The sequence below is a fragment of the Streptomyces sp. NPDC051913 genome, assembly GCF_044593635.1.
In the GTDB taxonomy this organism is placed as follows: domain Bacteria; phylum Actinomycetota; class Actinomycetes; order Streptomycetales; family Streptomycetaceae; genus Streptomyces.
Genome location: NZ_JBIUCI010000003.1, coordinates 314446 through 334331, shown reverse-complemented (window position 1 = coordinate 334331; position 19886 = coordinate 314446). Strand labels below are relative to the sequence as shown.

The following is a 19886-nucleotide window of genomic DNA, read 5'->3' as shown; positions in this document are numbered from 1 at the left end:
CCGCAGTTCCTCGCCGACCTTCGCATGGCAGGACGGGGAACCGCGGGCCCGGGCTGCGTCCGTTACCGATCACGGACAATTCCGGGGGAGTTCACGGACAACCGCGGCACTACCGAGCCTTTCTCACGTGCAGCACACTGCCGTCGAGGGGCAGCGGCGCGAGGCCCACCAGGCTGAGGCCCGCGTCCGCGAACAGGCGGGCGTAGTGGTCCGCGTGGCGTTCCCGCCCGCCGACGTTGCACATCATGTGCAGGTCCCAGGCGGTGGCCAGCGAGCCGGAGCCGTCACGGGGCAGCACGCGTTCGACGACCAGCAGATCGGCGTGGTCCGGCATCGCACGGGCACAGTGCCGCAGGATGCCGACGCAGCGTTCGTCGTCCCAGTCATGCAGGACGCGCGACAGGACGTACACGTCCCCGCCCGTCGGCACGTCCGCGAAGTCACCGGCCAGGAAGGCGCATCGGGCGGAGAGACCGGCTTCGTCGAGCCGTCGCCGGGCCGCCTCCACGGCGTGCGGGCGCTCCAGCAGGAGCCCGTTCAGGCGCGGGTGCGCGGCGAGGACGCGGCCCAGCAACTCCCCGTTGCCTCCCGCGACATCGACCACCGTGGCCCCGCCGGGCGCCTCGGCCGCCGCGGTGAGCACCGGGTGTGCGGGGACCGGGTCGAACATGGCGGATCCGGCGGCCATCGACTGGTCGAAGAGCTCGGCGAGCCGGGGGTCGCGGGCGAAGTGGTCGAAGTGGTTCTCGCCGAAGAGATGCTCGAAGGCGACCTCCCCCGTGCGCACGGTGTGTTCGAGCTCCCCGAAGGACCGGTAGAACGGCCCGCCGTACATCAGCGCCAGCGCCCACATCGAACCCGGGACACCCGCCCGCAGCAGAGCACCCGACGCGGTGAGCCGGAAACCGTCACGTCCCTCCGCCACCACGCCCACCATCACCAGATACCGCAACAGGATCGCCAGGTTCTCCGCCCGCGCCCCGACCGTCCGCGCCAACTCCGCGACCTGGACTTCGTGTTCGACATCCATCGCGTCGGCCACCCGCAGCCGGGCGAACGTGGCCAGCGCCTGCGTCGTCCACGCCCCGGTCAGCAACCGAAGGAGCGTTTCCGCGGGTTGCCGGAGGCGATACGCGTCGAGATGGTCGGCCAGCACGTCCCGGTGGTCGCCGGGCACGTACAACTCCACCCGCCGGTACGTCACCTTCGCCTCGACGGGCACACCGAAGTAGAAGACCGTGCCGTTCTCGTGCGGGTTGTACCCACCGCCGTCCGGCGTGGCCCCGTACCGCGCGAAGCTCGCGCACAGCCCGCGCAGCACCAGCGGATCAGGCGCTACGACGTCGAAGGCGACGTGCGCCTCGTGCTGCCGCGCCCGCTCGGCCGCGGCGACCGCCTCAAGGCCCGAGCCCGGCGGCACGGTCAGCGCGAACACCTCGACCGTCCGCCGCTCCCCGTCCACGCCGATGACCTCGGGGCGCAGAATGCCGACGTCCAGCTCGGCCGCCGACCGCCGATGCCGTACGGCCAGCCGCTCGCGGACGACGACACTCGGCCGCGGCGATGCCTCGACGCAGAGCCCGCAGTCGGCGAGCATGGCGCCCAACTCCCGCTCGTCGGAAGGGAAGACGAGCAGCGCGGCATGCGAGAAGCGGCACTGCTCCGCGACACCGCGCAGCTCCGGGCCGTCGAGGCCGGGCAGCAGCAGTGGGAGCAGTGCGGTGGTGTCGTGCTCCTTGACGAAGTCGACCGTGGCGGACAGGCGGGACGTTTCGCCTGACAACGTCGTGATCATGGGGCAGTCCTCTGTCGGGGTGCGGATGACGCGGGGTGGAGCGAGCGGGGTCATACGCCGACGTAGTGCTCGGCGAACCAGTCCTGTCGGCTGCGGGAGGTACGAAGCGAGGCGAGCCGGGAACGCCGCAGCGCGTCATGGAACGGCGAGGAGCCGTCCGCGCCGGGCCGGGCGGGGCGGTGCAGCAGCCCGATCATCCAGTGGGAGAACTCCTGCGCCCGCCAGATGTACGGCAGACATCGCGCCGAGTACGTGTCGAGCCCCGTGGGGTCGCCGTGGAGGAGGTCGTCGGTGAGCGCGCGGGCGAGCATCTCCGCCTCCAGGACCGCGAGGTTGGCGCCCTTCGCGGCAGAGGGGCTGATGAGGGCGGCGGCGTCGCCCGCCAGGAACAGCGCCCCGTGGCGCAGCGGTTCGAGCACGTCCGACTCCAGGTCGACGACGGACCGCTGGACGAATGGCCCCCGGCGCAGCGGGCCGTACTCCTTCGCCCGCATCCGCAGCTCCAGCTCCTCCCAGATCCGCTCCTCGGACCAGGCGTCGGCCGGAGTGCCGCGCTCGCACTGCACGTAATAACGGGTGATCTCGCTGGTCCGCGCCATGTGCCCGGCGAACCCGCGCTCGTGCACCGCGTATCCGACGGCGTCCAGGCTGGGCGGCGCCTCGGCCAGCAGTCCCAGCCAGCTCACGCCGTGATCGCAGTCGTACCGGCGTACGGCACCGGCCGGCAGCGACCGCCGGGCCGCACCGTGCCGCCCGTCGCACCCGGCGACATACCGCGCCTGCCACCGGCCGGGCCGGCCGTCCGCCTCCCGCACGGCCACCGAGGGCCGCCCGGTGTCGGCGTCGAGGACGGCGACCGCCTCGGTACCGAACTCGACCCGCCCGCCGACGGCCAGGAACCGCGTCAACAGATCGCCGACCAGCAGCTGTTGGGGATAGACGGTGTGCCGCTCCCCGAGCCCGAGCCCGCCGTACTCCAGCCGGAACCGCCCGTCCTCGGTGCGGAACTCACAGGCGCTGTGCGCCTGTCCGTACCGGAGCAGCCCCTCGGCCAGCCCATGCCGCTCCAGGATCCGCACGGTGTGCGCGGCCAGGAACCCGGCCCGCGCCCGCGTCACGAGGTGCGCGCGCTCGGCCCGCTCCAGGACGACGCAGTCGATCCCGCTGCGCTGAAGAAGATTGCCGAGCGTGAGCCCGGCCGGCCCCGCCCCCAGAACGACCACGTCGGCCGTCCCCCCGATCTGACTGTCTGTCACGAGATGGGATGCTAAGCGGCGGAAAGTGGGCCGACTGACCTGATTCACCTGAATGCGCGGCCGTTGTCGATGTTGTTCCCGGAGCGCCCCGCGTCCCGTCCGCCCTTCCAGGGCACCCGCGTTCTCCCTGATCAGCGTGTGTTCCAGCGTTCCAGCGTCCCGAAAACCCCGCTGGGCATGGCGGCTGGGACGGATCACCTCACAAGCTTCTGTCGTCCGGTCACCACCCGGTCATCACAGCCACCCGACCCTCGAAGGGGCCCAGCGACATGTCCGACCTCCGTACCTCCCGCACCCGTCTCGTGGCAGCCGCCGCGACCGCCGTTCTCGCGGCGCTCTCCCTGACCGCCTGCAACGACGGAACGGGCACTGACGACGAGGGCGCGTCGGCGGCCACCTCCACGAGCCCCTCGCCGGGCGCGGCCTCCTCCCCGAGCACGGGCTCCGACTCCACGGGTTCCACGGGGTCGGCAGGGCCGACGGGGTCCAGCGGCTCCTCCGGCACCTCGGGCTCCGCCGGCTCCTCCGGCGGCACGTCCTCGGGCGGGTCCACCACCGGCGGGTCCAACGCCTCCGCGTCGAAGGCCCCCGGCGGCTCCTCCGCCACGCCGGTCACCTGCGAGGGGTCCAACACCAAGACGGTCGCGGCCCCGCTGAGCCGTCCCCTGAACCACATGCTGCTCACGGTGACCAACACCGGCGGCAAGCCCTGCTTCCTCTACGGCTACCCGAGTGTCCAGTTCGCCGACGCCCAGTCCGAGCCGCCGGTCATCGAGGACTCGCAGCCCCAGGCCGTCGTCACCCTGGAGCCGGGCCAGTCCGGATACGCGGCCGTGAGTCTCTCCGCCGCCGACGGCAGCGCCTCGAACGGCCGTACCGTGAGGTCCCTGACCGTCTACTTCTACGGCCGTTCCATGAGCGAGAGCGTCGGCTCCTCCGCCCACCCGTCGCTGCCCGCCAAGGGCGTCCACATCGACGACTCGATCAAGGTCACGTACTGGCAGCAGGAGATGAGCGACGCCGTCAACTGGTGACGGCCGATCACGGGGCGGCCCGGCGCGTGCGCGGGGTGTCGTGGCCCCCGGAGTACCGTGGAAGGACCGAGGATCTCGCGCGCGCCGGCCCCGTAGCCGGTGCCGTCCCCGGTGAGCGACGATGCCGGGGCGGACGCGTCCGGCCCGGAGCAGGGATCGCGTCATGGCCGTGCACGTGCTGGATCCGCCGAGCAGGGAACGGGGCGCGTCACCCCGGGCAGGGGCGGTGCTGCGCCCGCTGACCCGGTGCCAGATCGACGACCGTCTCCAGGAGCTGGGCGATGTGTACGCGCGCAGCCCGGACGCCGGCGAGGCCGCCCGCGCCCGCTTCCTGCGGCGCCTGGCGGAAGCGGTACGACGGCCCGGCTTCGCCCTGATGCTCGCCGGGAACACCGACCCCGTCGGACTGGCCTACGGGTTCCCCGTACGGGTCGAGGGAGGCCAGGGGGAGGGGCTCGGCGCGTATCTGCCTCCGGGGCTGTTCCGGCTCGCGGCGGCCGGGCGGCTCTTCGCCATCCCCGAGATCGTCGTCCCGCCCGAGACGGGCCGGCGGTACCAGGGCCGCGACTGGAACCTCGCCCGGCGCCTGCAGATGCAGCTGCTGCACGACAACGACGCGGCCCTCGGCGTCACGCTCGTGCGCCGCGGCGACATCAGGATGCTGGAGACCTTGCGCTCCTGGGGCTGGCGCTGCGTCCCGGCCGGCCCAGGCGCGCACCTGCCCGCCCTGCGCCGGGCCCTGATCCTCCACCCCTGACACCGGGCGGACCTGGCCCTTGAGGCAGCGTCCGGGTCGGGCGGGGGAGTTCGCGCGGAGCAGGGGTCGACGGCCCGGTCGGGCGGGGAGTTCGCGGAGCACGGGTCGACGTACGAAGCCCGGGAACATCGGGCTCGTCGGCCCCGGCGCCCTTCCCGGCGGCCGGGGTTACGGTGGGGAGGCGAGGGCGCGTCGTCCGCCGGTCCGTTCCCTCTCGTCCCGCGGCCAGCCGCGGACACCCGGGCACGGCCAACCGGCCCTGTCCCAGACAGGAGTGCCTTGATGGCCGCCGTCCTTCAGCCCCCGTCCTCCCTCCCCACGGCCCGACTGCGGCTCGCGCCACGCGGCGCCGTCTCCCTGCGCGTCGACGGCGCGTGGTGGCCCCGCTCCCATCACCTGCTCTCCGAACTCCCGCCGCTGATCAGCGCCTTGCCCCCGGAGTGGGGAAAGATCGTCACCGTCACGGTGAACACCGAGATGTGGGGCGATGCGCCGGGCCGGATCCTCGCCGGCCACCACGTCGTCCGGCTGCGCAGAGAGTCCGTCTGGCGCCGCCGCCACACCGTCGGCCTGTTCGAACCCGATCACGCCCGACGGGACCTGCTGGTGGTACCCCCCGAACTGGCCCCGGAGGACGCCGAGTACCTCATGGCGGCCGTGGCGGCCTACGGCCACTGACCCGACCGCGCCGCACAACACGAGCACCACGCCTTTCCCGACCTGCCCGGCAACCGCTACGCCGAGGTCGCGCCCCGGCTGCGGGAGCTCTGCGAGCGGCACGGACTGCCCTACGTCACCGGCCCGTTGTGGCGCCATTACGCGTCGATGTGGGGTCGGGTGCCGCGCCACGTACTGCCGCCGGCCCCGGCCGGCGTCAGATGGCAAGGACCGCGCGCACCCGGTTGCCACCGCCGCCGGTCCGGTCCATCTCAAGGCGTTCCGCCAGGCAGCGCACCATGGCGAGACCCCGCCCGCTCTCGCCCGAGCCCGTCAACGGTCGCACGTGGGGCCGACCCGGGCTGCCGTCGTACACCTCGACGGTCACGCGGGTCCCGGACACCCGCAGACTCAGCCGACAGGCGCCGCCGTGCCGGGTGGCGTTGGTGACCAGCTCGGAGACGACGAGCGCGGCGTCGGCGATGTGCTCGGCGTCGATCCCGGCGGTTCCGGGGCGGGACATGGCGAGGAACCGGGAGGTCAACCTCCGTGCCTGGCCCGCCGATTGGGCTTCGTCGGGGAGCAGGTACTCGACCCGTTCGGAATGCCGATGGGTACGCCGATGCGTACGCATGGCGGATCACTTCCCCTCCTGGGCTGCCCGACCGGGCCTGTCCCTGTGCGATGCCCGGTACGGGTGATCGCCAACCGGGAACCGGTCAGGCGCCTGTCACCGACTCGCTTTCCGCCCGGTCCCTCAGGAGCGCGGTCGCGGTGCGGCGGAGCGCGGGGTCGGCCGCCGCCGCCATCATCCGCCCGGCCGCGGACGCCTCGGTCCCGGGCGGCACGACCAGCAGGTCCCAGTGGCCGACGCCGTAGGAGAACAACCGGATGGCATGCGGGTCGAACCCGGAGGTGAGCCAGGCGGCCTTCACCGTGTGACCGGCGACGGGGACGTCGTACGGTGCCTGGTCCCAGGTGTCACGGTGTGCGGTGAGGCGGGTCACCCGGCCCCGCGAGGAGTCGAAAGCCTCGATGAGCGCGGGCAGTTCGGCCGACAGATCCCCGGAACGGGGCCACCAGGCGCCGCTCACGGGGCCGTGCGGAAAGGTCGGCGGGCGCAGGGTGAGCCGGAGTACGGCGGACGGTGCCCGGTCGGATGGGGCGAGTTGACCGGTGGGCGCGTTCATGTCGCGGTCCCTGTCCCCGGACCGCCGTGCGGCGGTCCGGTGCCGTGGTGCGCCGGGAACGACGCCGACGAGGGGCCGGCGTACGGAGAACTCCCGGTACCTTCCACGCTACTCCCCGGATTGTCCGGGGGGTTCTCACGCGGGAGAAGCGCACATAGGGTGGTGATGTTCGGTCGCCCGTGCAGATCCGCAGGAACGCACACCGTTCGGCAGCTGACAACCAGAAGCTGCCCGTGCCCCGTGACCCCGGGCAAGGACCGTTTAGCCCTCCCCGCAGAGCAGTTGGCTGCCTCTTGCCTCCCCTCGTCGCGAGACCTGCGCGGTGCTCCCGCGTGCCGTCGCACGGCCCGATGCGGGGCACCCGGCTCCTGAACGCGCGCCCGAGAGGGGGGAAGCGGACGCGCCAAGGAGCCACCGATGGCCGCCGTCCGCGTTCACAGGCGCGGACGGCGGCCGTCGAGTCCTTGCCCGCGGTCGCCGGGGTCTTCGAGGTCCTGGACGTCGCCTACACGCGCAGCAGCCGCTGGGTGATCTCCCGGTACTGCCGGAGCGCGAGCCGGAGTTCGGTGGAGTCCGTCTCCGGGTCCCGGCCCTCCCAGCCCACGCGCAGGGCCCGGCGCTGTTCCGCGAGGGCGTTCGCCAGCTGCTCGGCGGCTTGGTCGAAGGCGCTCTCGGCCTCGTCGAGCGCCTCGCGCGGGGCGTCCGTGAAGGCGTTCACGGCGTGGCCCAGACGCCGGACGATCTCGTCCCGCGCGTCCGGCGGGAGCAGCGGCTCGGGGCCCGAAACCCGGCGGCCGGAGTGGCCCGGTGGCTGGTCGGCGGGCTGTTGGGCGCGGGTCTGGTCGTACATCTTCGTGTGTACCGCTTCCGTCGTGTCACGGGGCAGCGCCTGCGCCGTGCTGCCAGTCAACGTCCGGCGACGGGCCGTGTCAACGCGGGGCCGAGGGCAGCGCGCCGCGGGAGGGGGCCGATCGGTGACGGCCCGGTGGTTCCGGCCGCAAGGGGAGTACGGTGGGGAGAACGAGGGTGTCTCGTGCCCACCGGACAGGTCGTCTCCAGCACACCACTCACCCTTCAGGGGCAGCCCGTGACCCCGGCCGCACCTCCATCCCAGCGGCCCTCGCCCAGGTCCAGGAGCACCCCTCTATGTCTCTCAGCCCCATCCTGCCCACGGCCACAGCCCCTCCGCGGTCCGCCTACGACGGCACCTCCCCCTTCCCGCCGGACGGCCCGGCACCCGCCCGCGAGGGCGCACAGCGCCTGTACGTCGCCGTGACGGGGGTGATCGTCGTCCTGCCGTTCGTGGCCCTCGCCCTCGCCGGCCGGCTGCTGTGGGGCAGCCTGATCCACCCCGCCGACATCGTGCTCGCCGTCGTCTTCTACCTGGTCACGGGCCTCGGCGTCACGGTCGGTTTCCACCGCGGGCTCACCCACGGCGGCTACCGGGCGAAGCGCCCCGTGCGGATCGCGCTCGCGGTGGCCGGTTCGTTGAGCTTCCAGGGTGATGTCATCGGCTGGGTCGCCACCCACCGCCGCCACCACGCCTTCACCGACCGGCCCGGCGACCCGCACTCCCCGTACCGCTACGGCACGCATCTGCGCGGCCAGTTGCGCGGAGTGCTGCACGCCCACGTCGGCTGGCTGTTCCGCAACGACCGTACGCCGCCTGAGCGTTACGCCCCCGACCTGCTGGCCGACCGTGACATCGTCGCCGTCTCCCGCGCCTTCCCGTGGCTGTGCCTGGCCACCCTCGCGCTGCCGTTCGCGGCGGGCTGGGCGATCGGCGGATCCTGGCTGTACGGCGTAACGGCCCTGCTGTGGGCGGGACTTGTCCGGATAGCGCTGCTCCACCACGTCACCTGGAGCGTCAACTCGCTCTGTCATCTGATCGGTGAGCGCCCGTTCCGCACCCGGCGCCACGACCGGGCCACCAACCTGTGGCCGCTCGCCCTGCTCTCCTTCGGCGAGAGCTGGCACAACCTCCACCACGCCGACCCCACCAGCGCCCGGCACGGCGTCGACCGCGGACAGATCGACCTGTCGGCCGCCGTCATCCGCCTCTTCGAACGCCTCGGCTGGGTGCACGACGTGCGCTGGCCGACGCCGGAGCGGGTCGCGGCCCGCCGCGCCTGACGTCAACCACCCGTCCGTACACCGTAGTCGGCAGGAGCATCATGGCCATCGCACTACAGCCCCCGCTTCCCTCCCATCCCCTCCTGCGACTGCGCCTGGCGCCCCACGGCGCGATGCCCCGGCCCATCGACGGGGCGTGGTGGCCGCGCTCCTACGACCTCCTCGTGGAGCTCCCGCGCCTGCTGGCCGGGTTGCCCCGCGCGTGGGGTCATGTCACCAGCGTCACCGTCAACGGGGCGGCGTGGTCCGCGGTGCCCGGCCGGATGCTCGTCTCCAACCAGGTCGTACGACTGCGCAGGAACCTGACGGCGTCCGCACCGCACACCGTCGTCCTGCTCGCCCCCGGACGGGGCCGCTGGGACCTGCTGGTGGTGCCCCCTGACACGGCCGAGGAGGCCGCGGAGCCGCTCATGGCGGGCGCGGCCGGCGACCTCGGCGGCCCCGCGTCCCACGGCTGACCGGCACCGGGGCGCTGGTCGGCCCCGGTCAGCCGCGGCCGGCCCGCTCAGCTCCGGTCCTCCGCGGGCTGCTCCGGTGCCGGAGCGGGGATGTCCGCGGTGTCGAAGTCGCCCGAGATGATCCGCGTGGCGAGGTCCGACAGGCGCAGGTGGCGGGCCCGGGCGTAGGACCGGAACACCTCGAAGGCATGGTCGACGGAGGTGTTCCAGCGCTCCGCCAGGACGCCCTTGACCTGCTCGATCAGGATGCGGCTGGTGAGCGCGGACTCCAGCTGGCTGTTCTCGACGTGCGACTGCTCCAGCGTGCGCTGCTGGAGGATCGCGATGGTGGCCACGTCGGCCAGGGCCTGGGCGAGGGCGATGTCGTCGCCGCCGAGGCGGTGTGGTGTGGTCTGGAAGAGGTTGAGCGCGCCGACGACGCGGCTGCGCAGGCGCAGGGGGATGGCGTGGGTGGTCACGTACCCCGTCTCGCGGGCCCGAGCGCTGAAGTTCGGCCAGCCCAGGGTCGTCTCCGGGCGGGTCAGGTCGATGTTGGTGCGCTGGGTGCCGGTGCGGTAGCACTCGACGCACGGGCCCTGGTCGTGCTGGAGCGCGAAGAGTTCCAGCAGGCGGGTGTGCTCGTCGGAGGCGGCGATGATCTGCAGCTCACCGTGGGCGTCCGCGAGCAGGATGCCGGCTGCCGACACGTCGAGCAGTTCGACGCAACGTGTGGAGAGCCGGTGCAGGAGGTCGATGACGTCGAAGTCCTCGACGAGGGAGTCCGCGACCTCTACGAAGATCTCGGCCAGACGTTGTTCGCGGGCCATGCCGATCATCCCTTTCCACCGTCGGGCGAAGTCGGCCCGCTCTTATCGTCGTCGAATCGGAGCCTGCGGGCCACCACGTCCTGCGCCACGTCGCCGAGGGCGCGCTCGCTGGCGTAGGCATGGGCCCGCAGGCGCAGCAGGGCGATCTCCATGGACACGTCCAGCTGGACACTGACCATGCCGGTGGCCTGGTGCACGGCCGCGCGGTGCAAGGACGAGGCCTGCGGTACGTCGATGCCGGACCAGGGAAGCTTCTCGCCCCGCTCCCGGGCCTGCTCCTCGTCCAGACAGGCCGCGGTCAGCGCGGAGGCCAGGGCGGCGGCGTCCCGGTACTGCTGATCGGCCGGCGGCCGGTCCGGGTCGCACAGCACGGTCAGGACGCCGACACGGATCGCCCCGATGCCCAGCGGGAAGCAGCACACCCCGCGCACCCCCATGTCCCGCGCGGCCGGCAGCAGCGCCGGCCACCGGTCGGGGCGGACCCGTGTCAGGTCGGGTTCCAGCACCGGCGAGCCGGTACGGAGCGCTTCGTGTCCCGGGCCCTCGCCCAGCGTGAACTGGAGTTCCTCGAACTGTGCGCTGAGCTCCGGATGGCACCACAGGGGTTCGGCGAGCCGGTTCACGCCCGCGAGCAGCGTCAGCGCGACGCCCTCGGCGCCCAGGGCCAGCACGGAGGCCTGCGCGGCGCCGTTCACCCCACTCAGGCGGAGCGACCGCAGGACCTCGGCCATGCCCTCGCTGATCACCGTGCTCCGTTCCGCCGCGGGCGGGGGTCCGAGGGGCGGGGCGCCGCCCGGACACCGCAGTACATCACGTATCCCAGGGCGTCGCCGTACCGCAGACCGGGATGCGGGCACATGCGGCCCGTCTCCTCCGAGCAGGGGTGGCTTTCGCCGTGCGCAGGTCCTAGGTGCCGCTGCCGTCGGTCTCCGGTGCCGCCTGCCGACGGAACCGGCTCCACGCACCCACGCTCTGCCGCGCCTCGAACCGGTGGACCAGGCGGGTCGCGGCGACGACCAGGATCAGCAGGGCGCTCACGGCCAGGGCGGCGACCACGGCGGTCAGGCCCCCCTGGCGAGTCGATGACCCGGGACGGGTGCCGGGAGGGCGCCGCCGCTGCCGCCCAGGCCGGCCTCCGGGCGCCTCGGGCGGGCTCGTTCCGCCGCCATGAGCGCGCTCGCGGTGATCGGTGGGCCGGTGTCCGCGCCCGCGGCGGCCATCAGCCGGCCGGCCGAGGCGGCGCCGGTCTCCGGGGGGACGACCAGGAGGTGCCAGGAGCCCGCGGTGAAGGACATCAGCAGGATCGCGTGCGGATCCAGCTCCGCGGTGAACCAACCGACCTGCACCACATGCCCGTTGACGTGGATCCTGGGCGGGATGACCGGCCAGTTGCGGGGGTTGACCGCGATCCGGGTGATCCGTCCCCACAGTGGGTCCAATACGTCCGCCAGGGCGGGGAGTTCGATCGACAGATCGCGCGAACGGGGCCACCAGGCGCCGTCCAGGTCGGTGGGCCGGATGGAAAGGCTCTCGGACTTCAGCGTGAGGCGCGCTGTCGGGGTGTGCGGGGAGGCGGGGAGCGCTGACATCGCGGACATCACGTGAACGAACCTGTCTCCGGACCTCTGCGGGAGGCAGCCGCCCGGTGTTGTCACTCACCGGGAACGGCACCGACGTCGGGGCCGGTGCGCGAGATGCTCCCGATGTGTTCACGCTACTCCCCGAAGGGACCGGGCGGACCGTTCGAGGGCGGCCGTCTCAAGTGCGGCGACGGGCCTGCTCCGTGGACCGGCTGGTCTCCAGCCACGTCCGTGCGGGTTCGGCCGCGCGCGTGGTGTCCACGGTGAGCTGGAGGCGGGTGCCGCCGTCGGCGGAGGCGGGGTAACTGCGCTGTTCGGTGGCGGCGAAGCAGCGGCGGAGCACCTCCGCGATCCGGCGGGCGACCTCGGGGGAGGCGGCGACGATACGGACCTCGGCATGCCCGTCCGAAGGTGATTCCGTGGGCTGCATGGCGACCTCGGAGTTCGATGGCCCGGGTTCGATGTCCTGGCACGGGACGGAATGGATCTTTCACTGTACTCCGGGCATGTGTCACGGGTGGGGACACAGTGCAACACCGGGGAGTACGGTGAAACGAGGAAGCCGTACGGTTTCCATGTTCCGGGCAGGCAGGCGAGAACGATGTCAGACTCCGGCTCTCGTGTGACCAGGCTTCTGCCGGACGCCGTGCACGACATCGTGCGGCCCGGGACGGCCGTGGTGCGGCTGGAGACGACACACGAGCGGCAGGGATCGCTGGACGGGGCATGGTGGCCTCGCTCGCGCGACGTCACCGCCGAACTTCCGGCCCTGATCACCGCACTGACCGAGTACCTAGGACCCATCACCCGCGTCGGCCTGGACGCCGACGCCTGGGAGCAGCTGCCGACGCGGATGACCGTCGACGGCCGTGTCGTCCGCATCGACTCCTCTGCGGTCGGTGACGACACCGTCCTCGTCACCCGGGGCGAGCAGGATCTCTTCTCCCTCCTCGTGGTCCCGCCGCACGCGACCCCCGAGGCCGCGCGCGCCGCCATGACCGAGGCCGTCCGCGCCGACAGCGCGACGCGGGCCGGACAGATCCTCATCGACACGGGTACCGGACGCACCGCGCCCGCGACGTGAGAACGGCCGTCGCCCGACGGTCCGTTCGTCCTGTCCGCGGAGTAGGCTGAAATCACCGAGGATATTTCGCGCACCGGCTTCCTTGCTCGTGTCGTTTTCGGCGATCGAATATGCCGGGCCGGTTCGCGGCCGGCCCGGGGCAGGGTCCGCGTCATGACTGCGCCCATCTCCTCCTCGTCCGACCTGATGTGCACGTCGACCGCGAGCCGGTTGATGGAAGAAGCCGCGAGCCTGCGGACGGTGTACGAGACCGACCGGGCCGTGGCAGAGGTCCGGGACTCCGAAGAGGGACCCGCGCCCCGCGATCCGGCCGTTCGGCCACGGATCCCGTGCGTGACCGCAGGGCTGCCGCAGCAGCGGGTGGGACGACCACTTGACGCGCTGCCAGGCTCACCGCGCCACCCCGCAGCCCAGGACCCCGGCCGCTCCGACAGCAACCCTGAACGGAGAAACGGAGAAGCCATGCTTCTTCCCCCGCTGGCCGTCTACCGGCACGACCGCACCAGCCACACCCTGATCACCCTCGCGGGAGAGATCGACCTGGCCACCGCCCCGCTCGTGAGCGCGGCCCTGGCCGGCTGTGTGCGCGACGGCATCCACACCGTCGACGTCGACCTCACGGCGGTCACCCGCTGCGACGCCGACGGACTCGGCGCCTTCCTCGACGCATCCCGGCTCGCCGGCGAAGCCGGTACGGCCCTCCAACTGCACTACCCGCCAACGGCCGTGGCCCGCATGATCGAGGTCAGCGGCACCGGCTTCCTGCTCGACGGGCCGCACGCCGCCCGGTCATCGACCCACCCGGGCGGTGGCTCGTGACCGCCCCGCTCTCCCCGGAGGAGCCTCGGCGTGAGACCGGCACCCGGACTCCCGCCCACGCGTTACGCCTGCGCCGGCTGAACCGCTGGCAGACCGAGACCGTGCGGGAGGAGCTGGCCGACCTGTACGTGGAGTCCACCCGGGCCCAGCCGGGCCAGGAGTACCGGGGCCGGGAGGCGTTTCTCGGGCGGCTGGCGAGCGCCGTCCGCCGACTCGGCTTCTCTGTGCTGCTCGCGGAGGACACGGCCCTCGCCGGATGCGCCTACGGTTTCCCCGTTCCGCGCCAGGGGACTTGGTGGCGCGGATTCGACGGGACCCTTCCGCAGAGCGTCGAACAACTCACCGCGTCCGGGCACGTCTTCGCCGTCACTGAGATCGTCGTACACCCCCACACGGCTGACCGGGAACTCGCCCGCAGGCTCCAGGAGCGGCTGCTCGCCGACCACCATGCCTCGCTCGGGGCGACCCTGGTCGCCGAGACCGACGCCACGACCTGCGACGCCTTCCTGTCGTGGGGATGGCAGGACATCGGCTCGCTCCGCCGGCCACCGGATCCCACGGCCCTGCACCCGGCGGACCCCGTCCTGCTGCGGGCCCTGATCCTCCCCACCGGCTCAAGCACGGCCGCCCGCCCGGACGGCCTCGCGCACGAAAGCCGCACGCAACGGCCCTACTGAGCACCACCGACGCGGTCGACGGCCGCGGTTGTCACGGCGTCGGCAGCCGCAGCGCCAAGAGGGCCACGTCGTCCGTACTGCCGGGTGGCATACGCGCGAGCAACTGGTCGCACAGGGTGTCCAGCGGCGCGTCGGCGAGCGCGAGGGCGTGGCGGCGCAGCCGGACCAGGCCGGAGTCGAGGTCGCTGCCGGGGATCTCGATCAGGCCGTCGGTGTAGAGGAGGAGGGTGGCGCCCAGCGGCAGGGGCAGCGTGGCGTCGGGCCTGGTCGAGCGCGAGCCCGGGGGAACGCCCAGCAGGAGGCCCTGTCCGGCTTCGAGGTACTGCGCGTGTCCACCGGACGTCAGGAGCAGCGGCGGCGGATGTCCGGCGCTGGTCCACCGCAGGGTCCAGGGACCGGTGTGCGGGTCGCCCTCGACGCGGGCGAGGACGAGGGTGGCCATCGACACGGTGGTGATGGCGGGCATGGCGTCGTCGAGGCGGTCGACGACGGCACTGGGCGGTTCGGCGCGGTCCCAGGCCAAGGACCGCAGGATGCCGTGGAGTTGGGCCATCCCGGCCGCGGCGGTCAGGTCGTGGCCCACGACGTCCCCGATGACCAGCGCGAGCGCGCCGTCCTTCAGCTCGAAGGCGTCGTACCAGTCGCCGCCGACCTGGGAGCCGACCGGAGCGGGCTGGTAGCGGGCGGCCAGCCGCAGGCCGCCCGGCTGGGGCAGCGGGGCGAGCAGGTTGCGTTGCATCGCCTCGGCGACGGCGCGCTGACGTCCGTACCGGCGGGCGTTGTCGAGGACGAGGCCGACCCGGCGGCCGATGTCGCTTACCACGTCCAGGTCGGCGGGGCCGAAGGGATGCGCCGGATCGGTGCGCACCAGCGTCAGGGCGCCGGTGATCTGCCGTCTGGCGCCCAGCGGCACCGTGATGACCGATGTCGCTCGCACGGTGCGCAGGAAGTCGTCGTGGAGGGCGGCCAGCGGGGAGTCGGCCGGGGCCGCCGTCCGCGCTTTCCCTCCCTGCGGCGGACAGGCCGGCGCCCCCTCCTGCCGCAGCACCGGAGCACCGCCGTTCAGCACCTGGACCAGCGGTGAACGGTCTCCCTCCGTCGCCTCGGGAAGGCGCTCGCGCCCGCCCTCCAGCACGGCGTCCCGGCCTGCCGGACCCGTCACCGTCACCCGGTGGACCTGCCCGGAACCGGCCCGGAGATCGACCGCCGCCCAGTCGGCGAGACGGGGGACCAGCAGCCGGCCCAGCCGGGCCAGGGCCTCGTCGGTCTCCAGCGTCTGCCCCAGTACGTCGGTGATCTCCGCGACCAGCGTCAGCCGCTCGTTGAGGTCCTCCAACGCGCTGGTGTACGCGGCACGTTCGCGGCGTGCGCCATGGTCGCCCGTGACGTCGGTGAAGAGCACCGCCATGCCCCTGAGGGAGCCGCCGGCCGCCAGGGGGGAGGCGGACCAGGAGATCGTGACCAGCCGACCGTCACCGCGCAGGTAGCGGTCGCCCTCCCCCCGCACGGCGACCCCCGTGGCCAGTGACCGGAGCAGGGGGCACTGTTCCCGCGGGGGCGTGCCGCCGTCGGTGTCCCGGTGCAGCAGGTCGTGGGCGTCCCTCCCGCGCATCGTCCGGGAGGTCCGGTCCAGCAGCCGTTCGGCGGCCGGGTTGACGGCGAGGATCCGGCCGACCGGATCCACCACCAGCAGGGCGGTGTCCAGCTGCTCGACGACCTCCGGCCAGAAACCCGGCCCGGCCGCGGGCCACGACGTCCCGTCACCTCCCGCGTCCTCCACCATGCCGCCCTCCAGTTGTGGCGGCCGTCAGCGGACGGGGCGCCGTCTGGCGCGCCGGGACAGCCGTACCGCGAAGAAGACCAGGTCGGCGACGAAGATCGCGATACCGATGGCCAGGAGAAAGCCCAGGCCGTCGGCTGCCGTACCGATGATGCCCAGCGCGACGGCCACGAGGACGAACAGAAGAAACAGCGCCATCAACGAGATCACTTCCCTCCGTGCGGCGTGTGCGGCGGGCGCGGTGCTTGTGGTCAGCGGCGGGCGAGCTGACGTTCGCCCCCTGCTCCCGGCTGGTACTTCATGCCGTAGTGCCGGAAGATCTCCTCCTCCTGCTCGGCCGGCAGCACGTCGTCCGTACCGATCGAGGGGGCCTTGCGCACCAGTCCCCTGTCGTAGGAGACCTTGACGTAGCCGGGCCCGAGGGTCACGTCGTCGAGGGGGACGAAGACCAGACGGTGGCGGGTGGGCAGCCCGGTACGGACGGTGGCCATGGCCGGTTCGTCGCTGGCCGTGTCGACGTAGACCCCTTCGAGCATGCCGATCTTGCGCTGTTTCGGGTCGACCACGGCGAGGTTGCGCCACTCACGGATGTCGGCTGCACGGATCATGCCCTGCTCCCTGTCTGCGCGCTCCATCGGCGGTACGACGGCCGGGCCGACCTACTCGTCATCGTATGGCCGAAACGTCCTGCCGTCGTCATGGGACGGAACCCACGGGTCGACCTACGGGGCTGTGTCGACACACGGGTGCGTGTGAAGTCGTTCCTTGGCCGGTTGTCCGGTCCGTCGGACCTCTTCGAGGAGTACCCTGGAATCACCGAGGATATTTCGCGCACCGGCTTCCTTGCTCGTGTCGTTTTCGGCGATCGAATATGCCGGGCCGGTTCGCGGCCGGCCCGGGGCAGGGTCCGCGTCATGACTGCGACCGTTTCCCTCCCGACGGCAGCCGCATACGAAAACGAAGCCGAAGACCGGTCCTCGTCATCGTCACTTCGCCTGTCGCTGGCTCCCGCTGGTTCCGCACCACCGCTGCTGGACGGCGCCTGGTGGCCCCGCTCCCGCGATCTGTCGGCGGAACTCCCCTCTCTGACCGCCGTGTTGGACCCGCTGTGGGGGCGGATCACCCGCGCCACGGTGAATCCCACCCACTGGCCGGTCGTCCCGCGCAAGGTGCCCGTCGCCGGGCACGTGGTGAAGGTGGGCTGGTTCCTTGCCGAACAGGACCCGCACGAACTGCTGTTGCTCTCGTACCACGTGGGCCGCTGGAACCTCCTCGTGATCCCGCCGCGTACGGACCCCGTCTCGGCCGCCTGGCTGATGGCCGCCGCGAGCGACCCACTGGGCACGTCGACCGCGAGCCGGCTGATGGAGCAGGCGGCGCGTCGGCGGGCGGTGTCCGAGGCCGACCGGGCCGTGCGGGCGGTCTGGGACTCCGAGGGAGGCCATGCGTCCCGCGAACCGGCCCTACGGGCGACGGGCAGCCGGTGAGCACCATGGAGACGTTGGTGACCGGGCTGGTGCTCGTCGCGATCGTCGCCCTCGGGGCGTTGCTCATCCACCGGCTCTACGCACTGCACGGCGACCGCATCGCGGCCTTCCACTACGGCGGCTCCGGAATGCCGGTCGCGGGCCCGCCGGGATCGTCGGGCCCATCGCGACGGCGGAAGCGCGGGCTTCGCCGCCGGCGCCGGATCCGCAAGAGGGACGGGTGAACTCCCGCCCCTCCGGCACGCCCGCCGCCCTCCTGCACGTACTCCCCTCCGTCGCCGAACGCACGAATGGGCTGATCCGAACCACGAACCTTCCGACACACACCGCTACCACCGCAGCCCGTGACCCCGGCCGCAGCACCACTCATCGCAGGCCGGGGTCCTCGCGTGTCCCGCCCCCTCCGAGCCGACGACAAGGCTCCCGAGGGGCCACCGTGCGAACGGCCGACCCGGTCACCCCTCTTCCCGACTCCCCGAATCGAGGAGCCATGCTTCTCCCCCAGCTGCACGTCCACCGAGACGACCACGTCGACCGCACCCTGATCGCCTTCGCGGGAGAGATCGACCTGGCCACCGTCCCGCTCGTACGCGCCACGCTCACCGGATGCGTGCGCGACGGCATCCGCGCCGTCGACGTCGATCTGGCGGAGGTCACCTTCTGCGACGTCAGTGGACTCAACGTCTTCCTCGCGGCGTTCCGACAGGCCGCCCACGCCGGAACGGCCCTCCGGCTGCACCGTCCCCCGCCGGTCATGGCCCGCGCCATCGAGATCACCGGCTCCGGCTTCCTGCTCCACGGACCGCACGCCGTGGCCGGGGACGGTCGCCGTACCGCCGCCGCATCGCGGCCGGTCGCAGCCGTCATCCCCGCCTCGCGACTGCTCAGAGGGTGAGCTGTTGGTGTCCTGTGACGGAGAGCAGTTCCAGCTTTCCCTGGCTCTCCGTGCCGGGGCGGGCGGACAGGACCACCAGAGTCTGGGCGCGGTTCTCGGTGAACAGGACCTGGGCGTCGACGTCGATATTGACGGGTGATACCCGCGGGCGTCTCAGGGGCGATCGGGCCCCCGCGTGTTCGAGCCGAGCGGCACGCGCCCTCTTGATCAGCTGTCGCCGGGAAGGGCGCTGTGGGGCGCCTCGTGCTTGGCACGCTTCCGGTACTCGGCGTTGATGCGCTGAGCTTCCTCGAGCTGATCCTCGAGGATGACGATGCGGCATGCCGCATCGATCGGAGTGCCCCTGTCGACGAGCTCGCGGGCACGCGCGGCGATCCGCAGTTGGTAGCGGGAGTACCGGCGGTGTCCGCCCTCCGAGCGAAGTGGAGTGATCAGACGAGCCTCACCGATGGCTCGGAGGAAAGCCGGAGTGGTGCCGAGCATTTCGGCGGCCCGCCCCATGGTGTACGCCGGGTAGTCATCGTCTTCCAGACGATCACTGAGGGGGATATCTGCTGTCATGTCACCTCGTTGCGCAACGCGTCGAGGGGCCCTGGTGCCGTACGGCACCAGGGCCCCGAAGGAAATTCAACACCATCTGTCGGCCCTACTGCTGTGCCGACCTTCTGTTTCCGCTACCAGCCCTGCAGAGGGGGTGCGGGGATCGCGGCTGCGTGACCGGGGACCACCTTCCAATCCGGGGTCTTGCGGTACCCGGCCGGGTGCTCCCCGGGCCGGGCGATCCTGATGGCGTCTGCGTCCTCCGTCCTTCCTCTGAACCAACTGCTCGATGAACTGCTACTGCGGTACTGCCACCCGCCAGTTCGTGTCTGCCGGGTTTCGCTTGACCGGTGTCTACGAGAAAAAGGCTAACCGCAGCAGGGCTCAATGTCTACTCTTGCAAGAGTAGATTTCAGCTCTTTGGGGGAACAGATAGCCTGCCACCTGCAACAACGCGTGACGCAGGTCGTCGCGGCCGGCGGTTCGGTCGTGGAGAAACGGACGGCGTGACAGCCGTGAGGGCCCTGCCGACAGATGTCGGCAGGGCCCTCACGGGGATCCTGGTGGCGGCTTGGCCGCCCGGCCTCATACGTCCATGGAGGCGGCGCCGAGCAGGTCCGACGCGGTCTGGAGCGGAGCCAGGACAGGCACGGGCGCGGCGTCGGGGTGGGCGTGGCAGGTGAAGCCGAGGCGGGTCATGGCCCGGATGACCTCGCCGCCGGTGAAGTCGCGGCGGTCCTGCCGGGTGATGACCTGGCCCACCTGCTTGACGGGGTAGCGGCGGCGGCCGATGGTCACGGACTCACCCGTGACGATCTCCGGCGTGACGCCCCTCATCGAGGCCAGCACTCCGCTCTTGGTCAGATCGAACGGGTACCGGGCGATGACACAGCGCATGATGCCCTCACAGGGAGAAGGAGTACGGGCTGACCGGGTGC

The 19886-nt window shown here is 72.2% G+C and carries 26 protein-coding genes; 11 read left to right on the top strand and 15 right to left on the bottom strand.

Features of this window, described 5'->3' with window-relative positions; all coding sequences use genetic code 11:
• Positions 1-109: 109 nt before the first annotated feature.
• Positions 110-1795, bottom strand: a complete 1686-nt coding sequence (locus ACIHIX_RS10545; protein ID WP_399952760.1) for a methyltransferase — start codon at positions 1793-1795, stop codon at positions 110-112.
• A gap of 50 nt (positions 1796-1845) precedes the next feature.
• The gene (locus tag ACIHIX_RS10540; protein WP_399953768.1) at positions 1846-3018 is read right to left on the bottom strand and encodes a 4-hydroxybenzoate 3-monooxygenase; all 1173 of its coding nucleotides are present in this window, start codon (positions 3016-3018) and stop codon (positions 1846-1848) included.
• 302 nt (positions 3019-3320) lie between these two features.
• Here ACIHIX_RS10540 and ACIHIX_RS10535 point away from each other — a divergent pair, with 302 nt between their 5' ends.
• From ACIHIX_RS10535 to ACIHIX_RS10525, 3 genes are all read left to right on the top strand, one after another.
• Positions 3321-4085 carry a DUF4232 domain-containing protein gene (locus ACIHIX_RS10535; RefSeq protein ID WP_399952757.1) on the top strand — a complete coding sequence of 255 codons (765 nt, stop codon included), beginning with the start codon at positions 3321-3323 and terminating at the stop codon, positions 4083-4085.
• 163 nt (positions 4086-4248) lie between these two features.
• Positions 4249-4842, top strand: a complete 594-nt coding sequence (locus tag ACIHIX_RS10530; protein WP_399952755.1) for a hypothetical protein — start codon at positions 4249-4251, stop codon at positions 4840-4842.
• 282 nt (positions 4843-5124) lie between these two features.
• Positions 5125-5520, top strand: coding sequence for a DUF5994 family protein (locus tag ACIHIX_RS10525; RefSeq protein ID WP_399952753.1), 396 nt, complete (start codon positions 5125-5127; stop codon positions 5518-5520).
• A gap of 196 nt (positions 5521-5716) precedes the next feature.
• On the opposite strand, the gene ACIHIX_RS10520 is transcribed toward ACIHIX_RS10525, so the two are convergent.
• The 3 genes from ACIHIX_RS10520 to ACIHIX_RS10510 all read right to left on the bottom strand — a co-directional run bounded on the left by ACIHIX_RS10520 (position 5717) and on the right by ACIHIX_RS10510 (position 7539).
• Complete coding sequence (locus tag ACIHIX_RS10520; protein ID WP_399952750.1) at positions 5717-6133, bottom strand: ATP-binding protein; 417 nt, start codon at positions 6131-6133, stop codon at positions 5717-5719.
• Between the two features lie 85 nt (positions 6134-6218).
• A complete protein-coding gene (locus tag ACIHIX_RS10515; RefSeq protein WP_399952748.1) occupies positions 6219-6689 on the bottom strand; it encodes a DUF5994 family protein in 471 nt (156 codons plus the stop codon).
• Between the two features lie 505 nt (positions 6690-7194).
• On the bottom strand, positions 7195-7539 hold the full coding sequence (locus tag ACIHIX_RS10510) for a hypothetical protein (RefSeq protein WP_399953765.1): 345 nt from the start codon (positions 7537-7539) through the stop codon (positions 7195-7197).
• A gap of 296 nt (positions 7540-7835) precedes the next feature.
• On the opposite strand from ACIHIX_RS10510, the gene ACIHIX_RS10505 reads away from it, so the two are divergent.
• Both ACIHIX_RS10505 and ACIHIX_RS10500 read left to right on the top strand, forming a co-directional pair.
• Positions 7836-8822: an acyl-CoA desaturase gene (locus tag ACIHIX_RS10505; RefSeq protein ID WP_399952745.1), complete on the top strand. Its 987-nt coding sequence runs from the start codon at positions 7836-7838 to the stop codon at positions 8820-8822.
• A 41-nt stretch (positions 8823-8863) separates the two neighbouring features.
• On the top strand, positions 8864-9280 hold the full coding sequence (locus tag ACIHIX_RS10500) for a DUF5994 family protein (protein ID WP_399952742.1): 417 nt from the start codon (positions 8864-8866) through the stop codon (positions 9278-9280).
• Between the two features lie 47 nt (positions 9281-9327).
• Here the strand turns inward: ACIHIX_RS10500 and ACIHIX_RS10495 are convergent, their stop codons facing one another.
• The 5 genes from ACIHIX_RS10495 to ACIHIX_RS10475 form a co-directional block, all read right to left on the bottom strand.
• Positions 9328-10095, bottom strand: a complete 768-nt coding sequence (locus tag ACIHIX_RS10495; RefSeq protein WP_399952740.1) for an ANTAR domain-containing protein — start codon at positions 10093-10095, stop codon at positions 9328-9330.
• On the bottom strand, positions 10092-10832 hold the full coding sequence (locus ACIHIX_RS10490; protein WP_399952737.1) for a GAF and ANTAR domain-containing protein: 741 nt from the start codon (positions 10830-10832) through the stop codon (positions 10092-10094). The genes ACIHIX_RS10495 and ACIHIX_RS10490 overlap by 4 nt, the downstream gene beginning before the upstream one ends.
• Positions 10833-10992: 160 nt before the next feature.
• Complete coding sequence (locus tag ACIHIX_RS10485; RefSeq protein ID WP_399952734.1) at positions 10993-11142, bottom strand: hypothetical protein; 150 nt, start codon at positions 11140-11142, stop codon at positions 10993-10995.
• A 5-nt stretch (positions 11143-11147) separates the two neighbouring features.
• Entirely contained in the window at positions 11148-11684 is a 537-nt protein-coding gene (locus tag ACIHIX_RS10480; RefSeq protein WP_399952731.1) for a DUF5994 family protein, read from the bottom strand.
• Positions 11685-11844: 160 nt separating this feature from the next.
• Positions 11845-12096, bottom strand: a complete 252-nt coding sequence (locus ACIHIX_RS10475; protein ID WP_399952729.1) for a hypothetical protein — start codon at positions 12094-12096, stop codon at positions 11845-11847.
• Positions 12097-12267: 171 nt separating this feature from the next.
• Here ACIHIX_RS10475 and ACIHIX_RS10470 point away from each other — a divergent pair, with 171 nt between their 5' ends.
• From ACIHIX_RS10470 to ACIHIX_RS10460, 3 genes are all read left to right on the top strand, one after another.
• Positions 12268-12750, top strand: a complete 483-nt coding sequence (locus tag ACIHIX_RS10470) for a DUF5994 family protein (protein ID WP_399952727.1) — start codon at positions 12268-12270, stop codon at positions 12748-12750.
• A gap of 462 nt (positions 12751-13212) precedes the next feature.
• Positions 13213-13569 carry an STAS domain-containing protein gene (locus ACIHIX_RS10465; protein ID WP_399952724.1) on the top strand — a complete coding sequence of 119 codons (357 nt, stop codon included), beginning with the start codon at positions 13213-13215 and terminating at the stop codon, positions 13567-13569.
• Positions 13566-14246, top strand: coding sequence for a hypothetical protein (locus ACIHIX_RS10460; protein WP_399952721.1), 681 nt, complete (start codon positions 13566-13568; stop codon positions 14244-14246). Before ACIHIX_RS10465 ends, ACIHIX_RS10460 begins: the two co-directional genes overlap by 4 nt.
• Before the next feature lie 31 nt (positions 14247-14277).
• On the opposite strand, the gene ACIHIX_RS10455 is transcribed toward ACIHIX_RS10460, so the two are convergent.
• The 3 genes from ACIHIX_RS10455 to ACIHIX_RS10445 are packed head-to-tail and all read right to left on the bottom strand — an operon-like array spanning position 14278 to position 16634.
• Entirely contained in the window at positions 14278-16029 is a 1752-nt protein-coding gene (locus ACIHIX_RS10455; protein WP_399952718.1) for a SpoIIE family protein phosphatase, read from the bottom strand.
• Between the two features lie 24 nt (positions 16030-16053).
• Entirely contained in the window at positions 16054-16224 is a 171-nt protein-coding gene (locus ACIHIX_RS10450; protein ID WP_399952716.1) for a hypothetical protein, read from the bottom strand.
• A gap of 53 nt (positions 16225-16277) precedes the next feature.
• Positions 16278-16634, bottom strand: coding sequence for a PRC-barrel domain-containing protein (locus ACIHIX_RS10445; RefSeq protein ID WP_399952714.1), 357 nt, complete (start codon positions 16632-16634; stop codon positions 16278-16280).
• Positions 16635-16940: 306 nt separating this feature from the next.
• Between ACIHIX_RS10445 and ACIHIX_RS10440 the strand changes: the two genes are divergently transcribed.
• The 3 genes from ACIHIX_RS10440 to ACIHIX_RS10430 all read left to right on the top strand — a co-directional run bounded on the left by ACIHIX_RS10440 (position 16941) and on the right by ACIHIX_RS10430 (position 18408).
• Entirely contained in the window at positions 16941-17513 is a 573-nt protein-coding gene (locus tag ACIHIX_RS10440; protein WP_399952712.1) for a DUF5994 family protein, read from the top strand.
• Between the two features lie 5 nt (positions 17514-17518).
• Positions 17519-17737: a hypothetical protein gene (locus tag ACIHIX_RS10435; protein WP_399952709.1), complete on the top strand. Its 219-nt coding sequence runs from the start codon at positions 17519-17521 to the stop codon at positions 17735-17737.
• Between the two features lie 266 nt (positions 17738-18003).
• Positions 18004-18408 carry an STAS domain-containing protein gene (locus tag ACIHIX_RS10430; protein ID WP_399952706.1) on the top strand — a complete coding sequence of 135 codons (405 nt, stop codon included), beginning with the start codon at positions 18004-18006 and terminating at the stop codon, positions 18406-18408.
• A gap of 207 nt (positions 18409-18615) precedes the next feature.
• Here the strand turns inward: ACIHIX_RS10430 and ACIHIX_RS10425 are convergent, their stop codons facing one another.
• Positions 18616-18969, bottom strand: a complete 354-nt coding sequence (locus ACIHIX_RS10425) for a MerR family transcriptional regulator (protein WP_399952703.1) — start codon at positions 18967-18969, stop codon at positions 18616-18618.
• Between the two features lie 564 nt (positions 18970-19533).
• Positions 19534-19845, bottom strand: coding sequence for an SCO5918 family protein (locus ACIHIX_RS10420; RefSeq protein ID WP_399952700.1), 312 nt, complete (start codon positions 19843-19845; stop codon positions 19534-19536).
• Between the last annotated feature and the right edge of the window lie 41 nt (positions 19846-19886).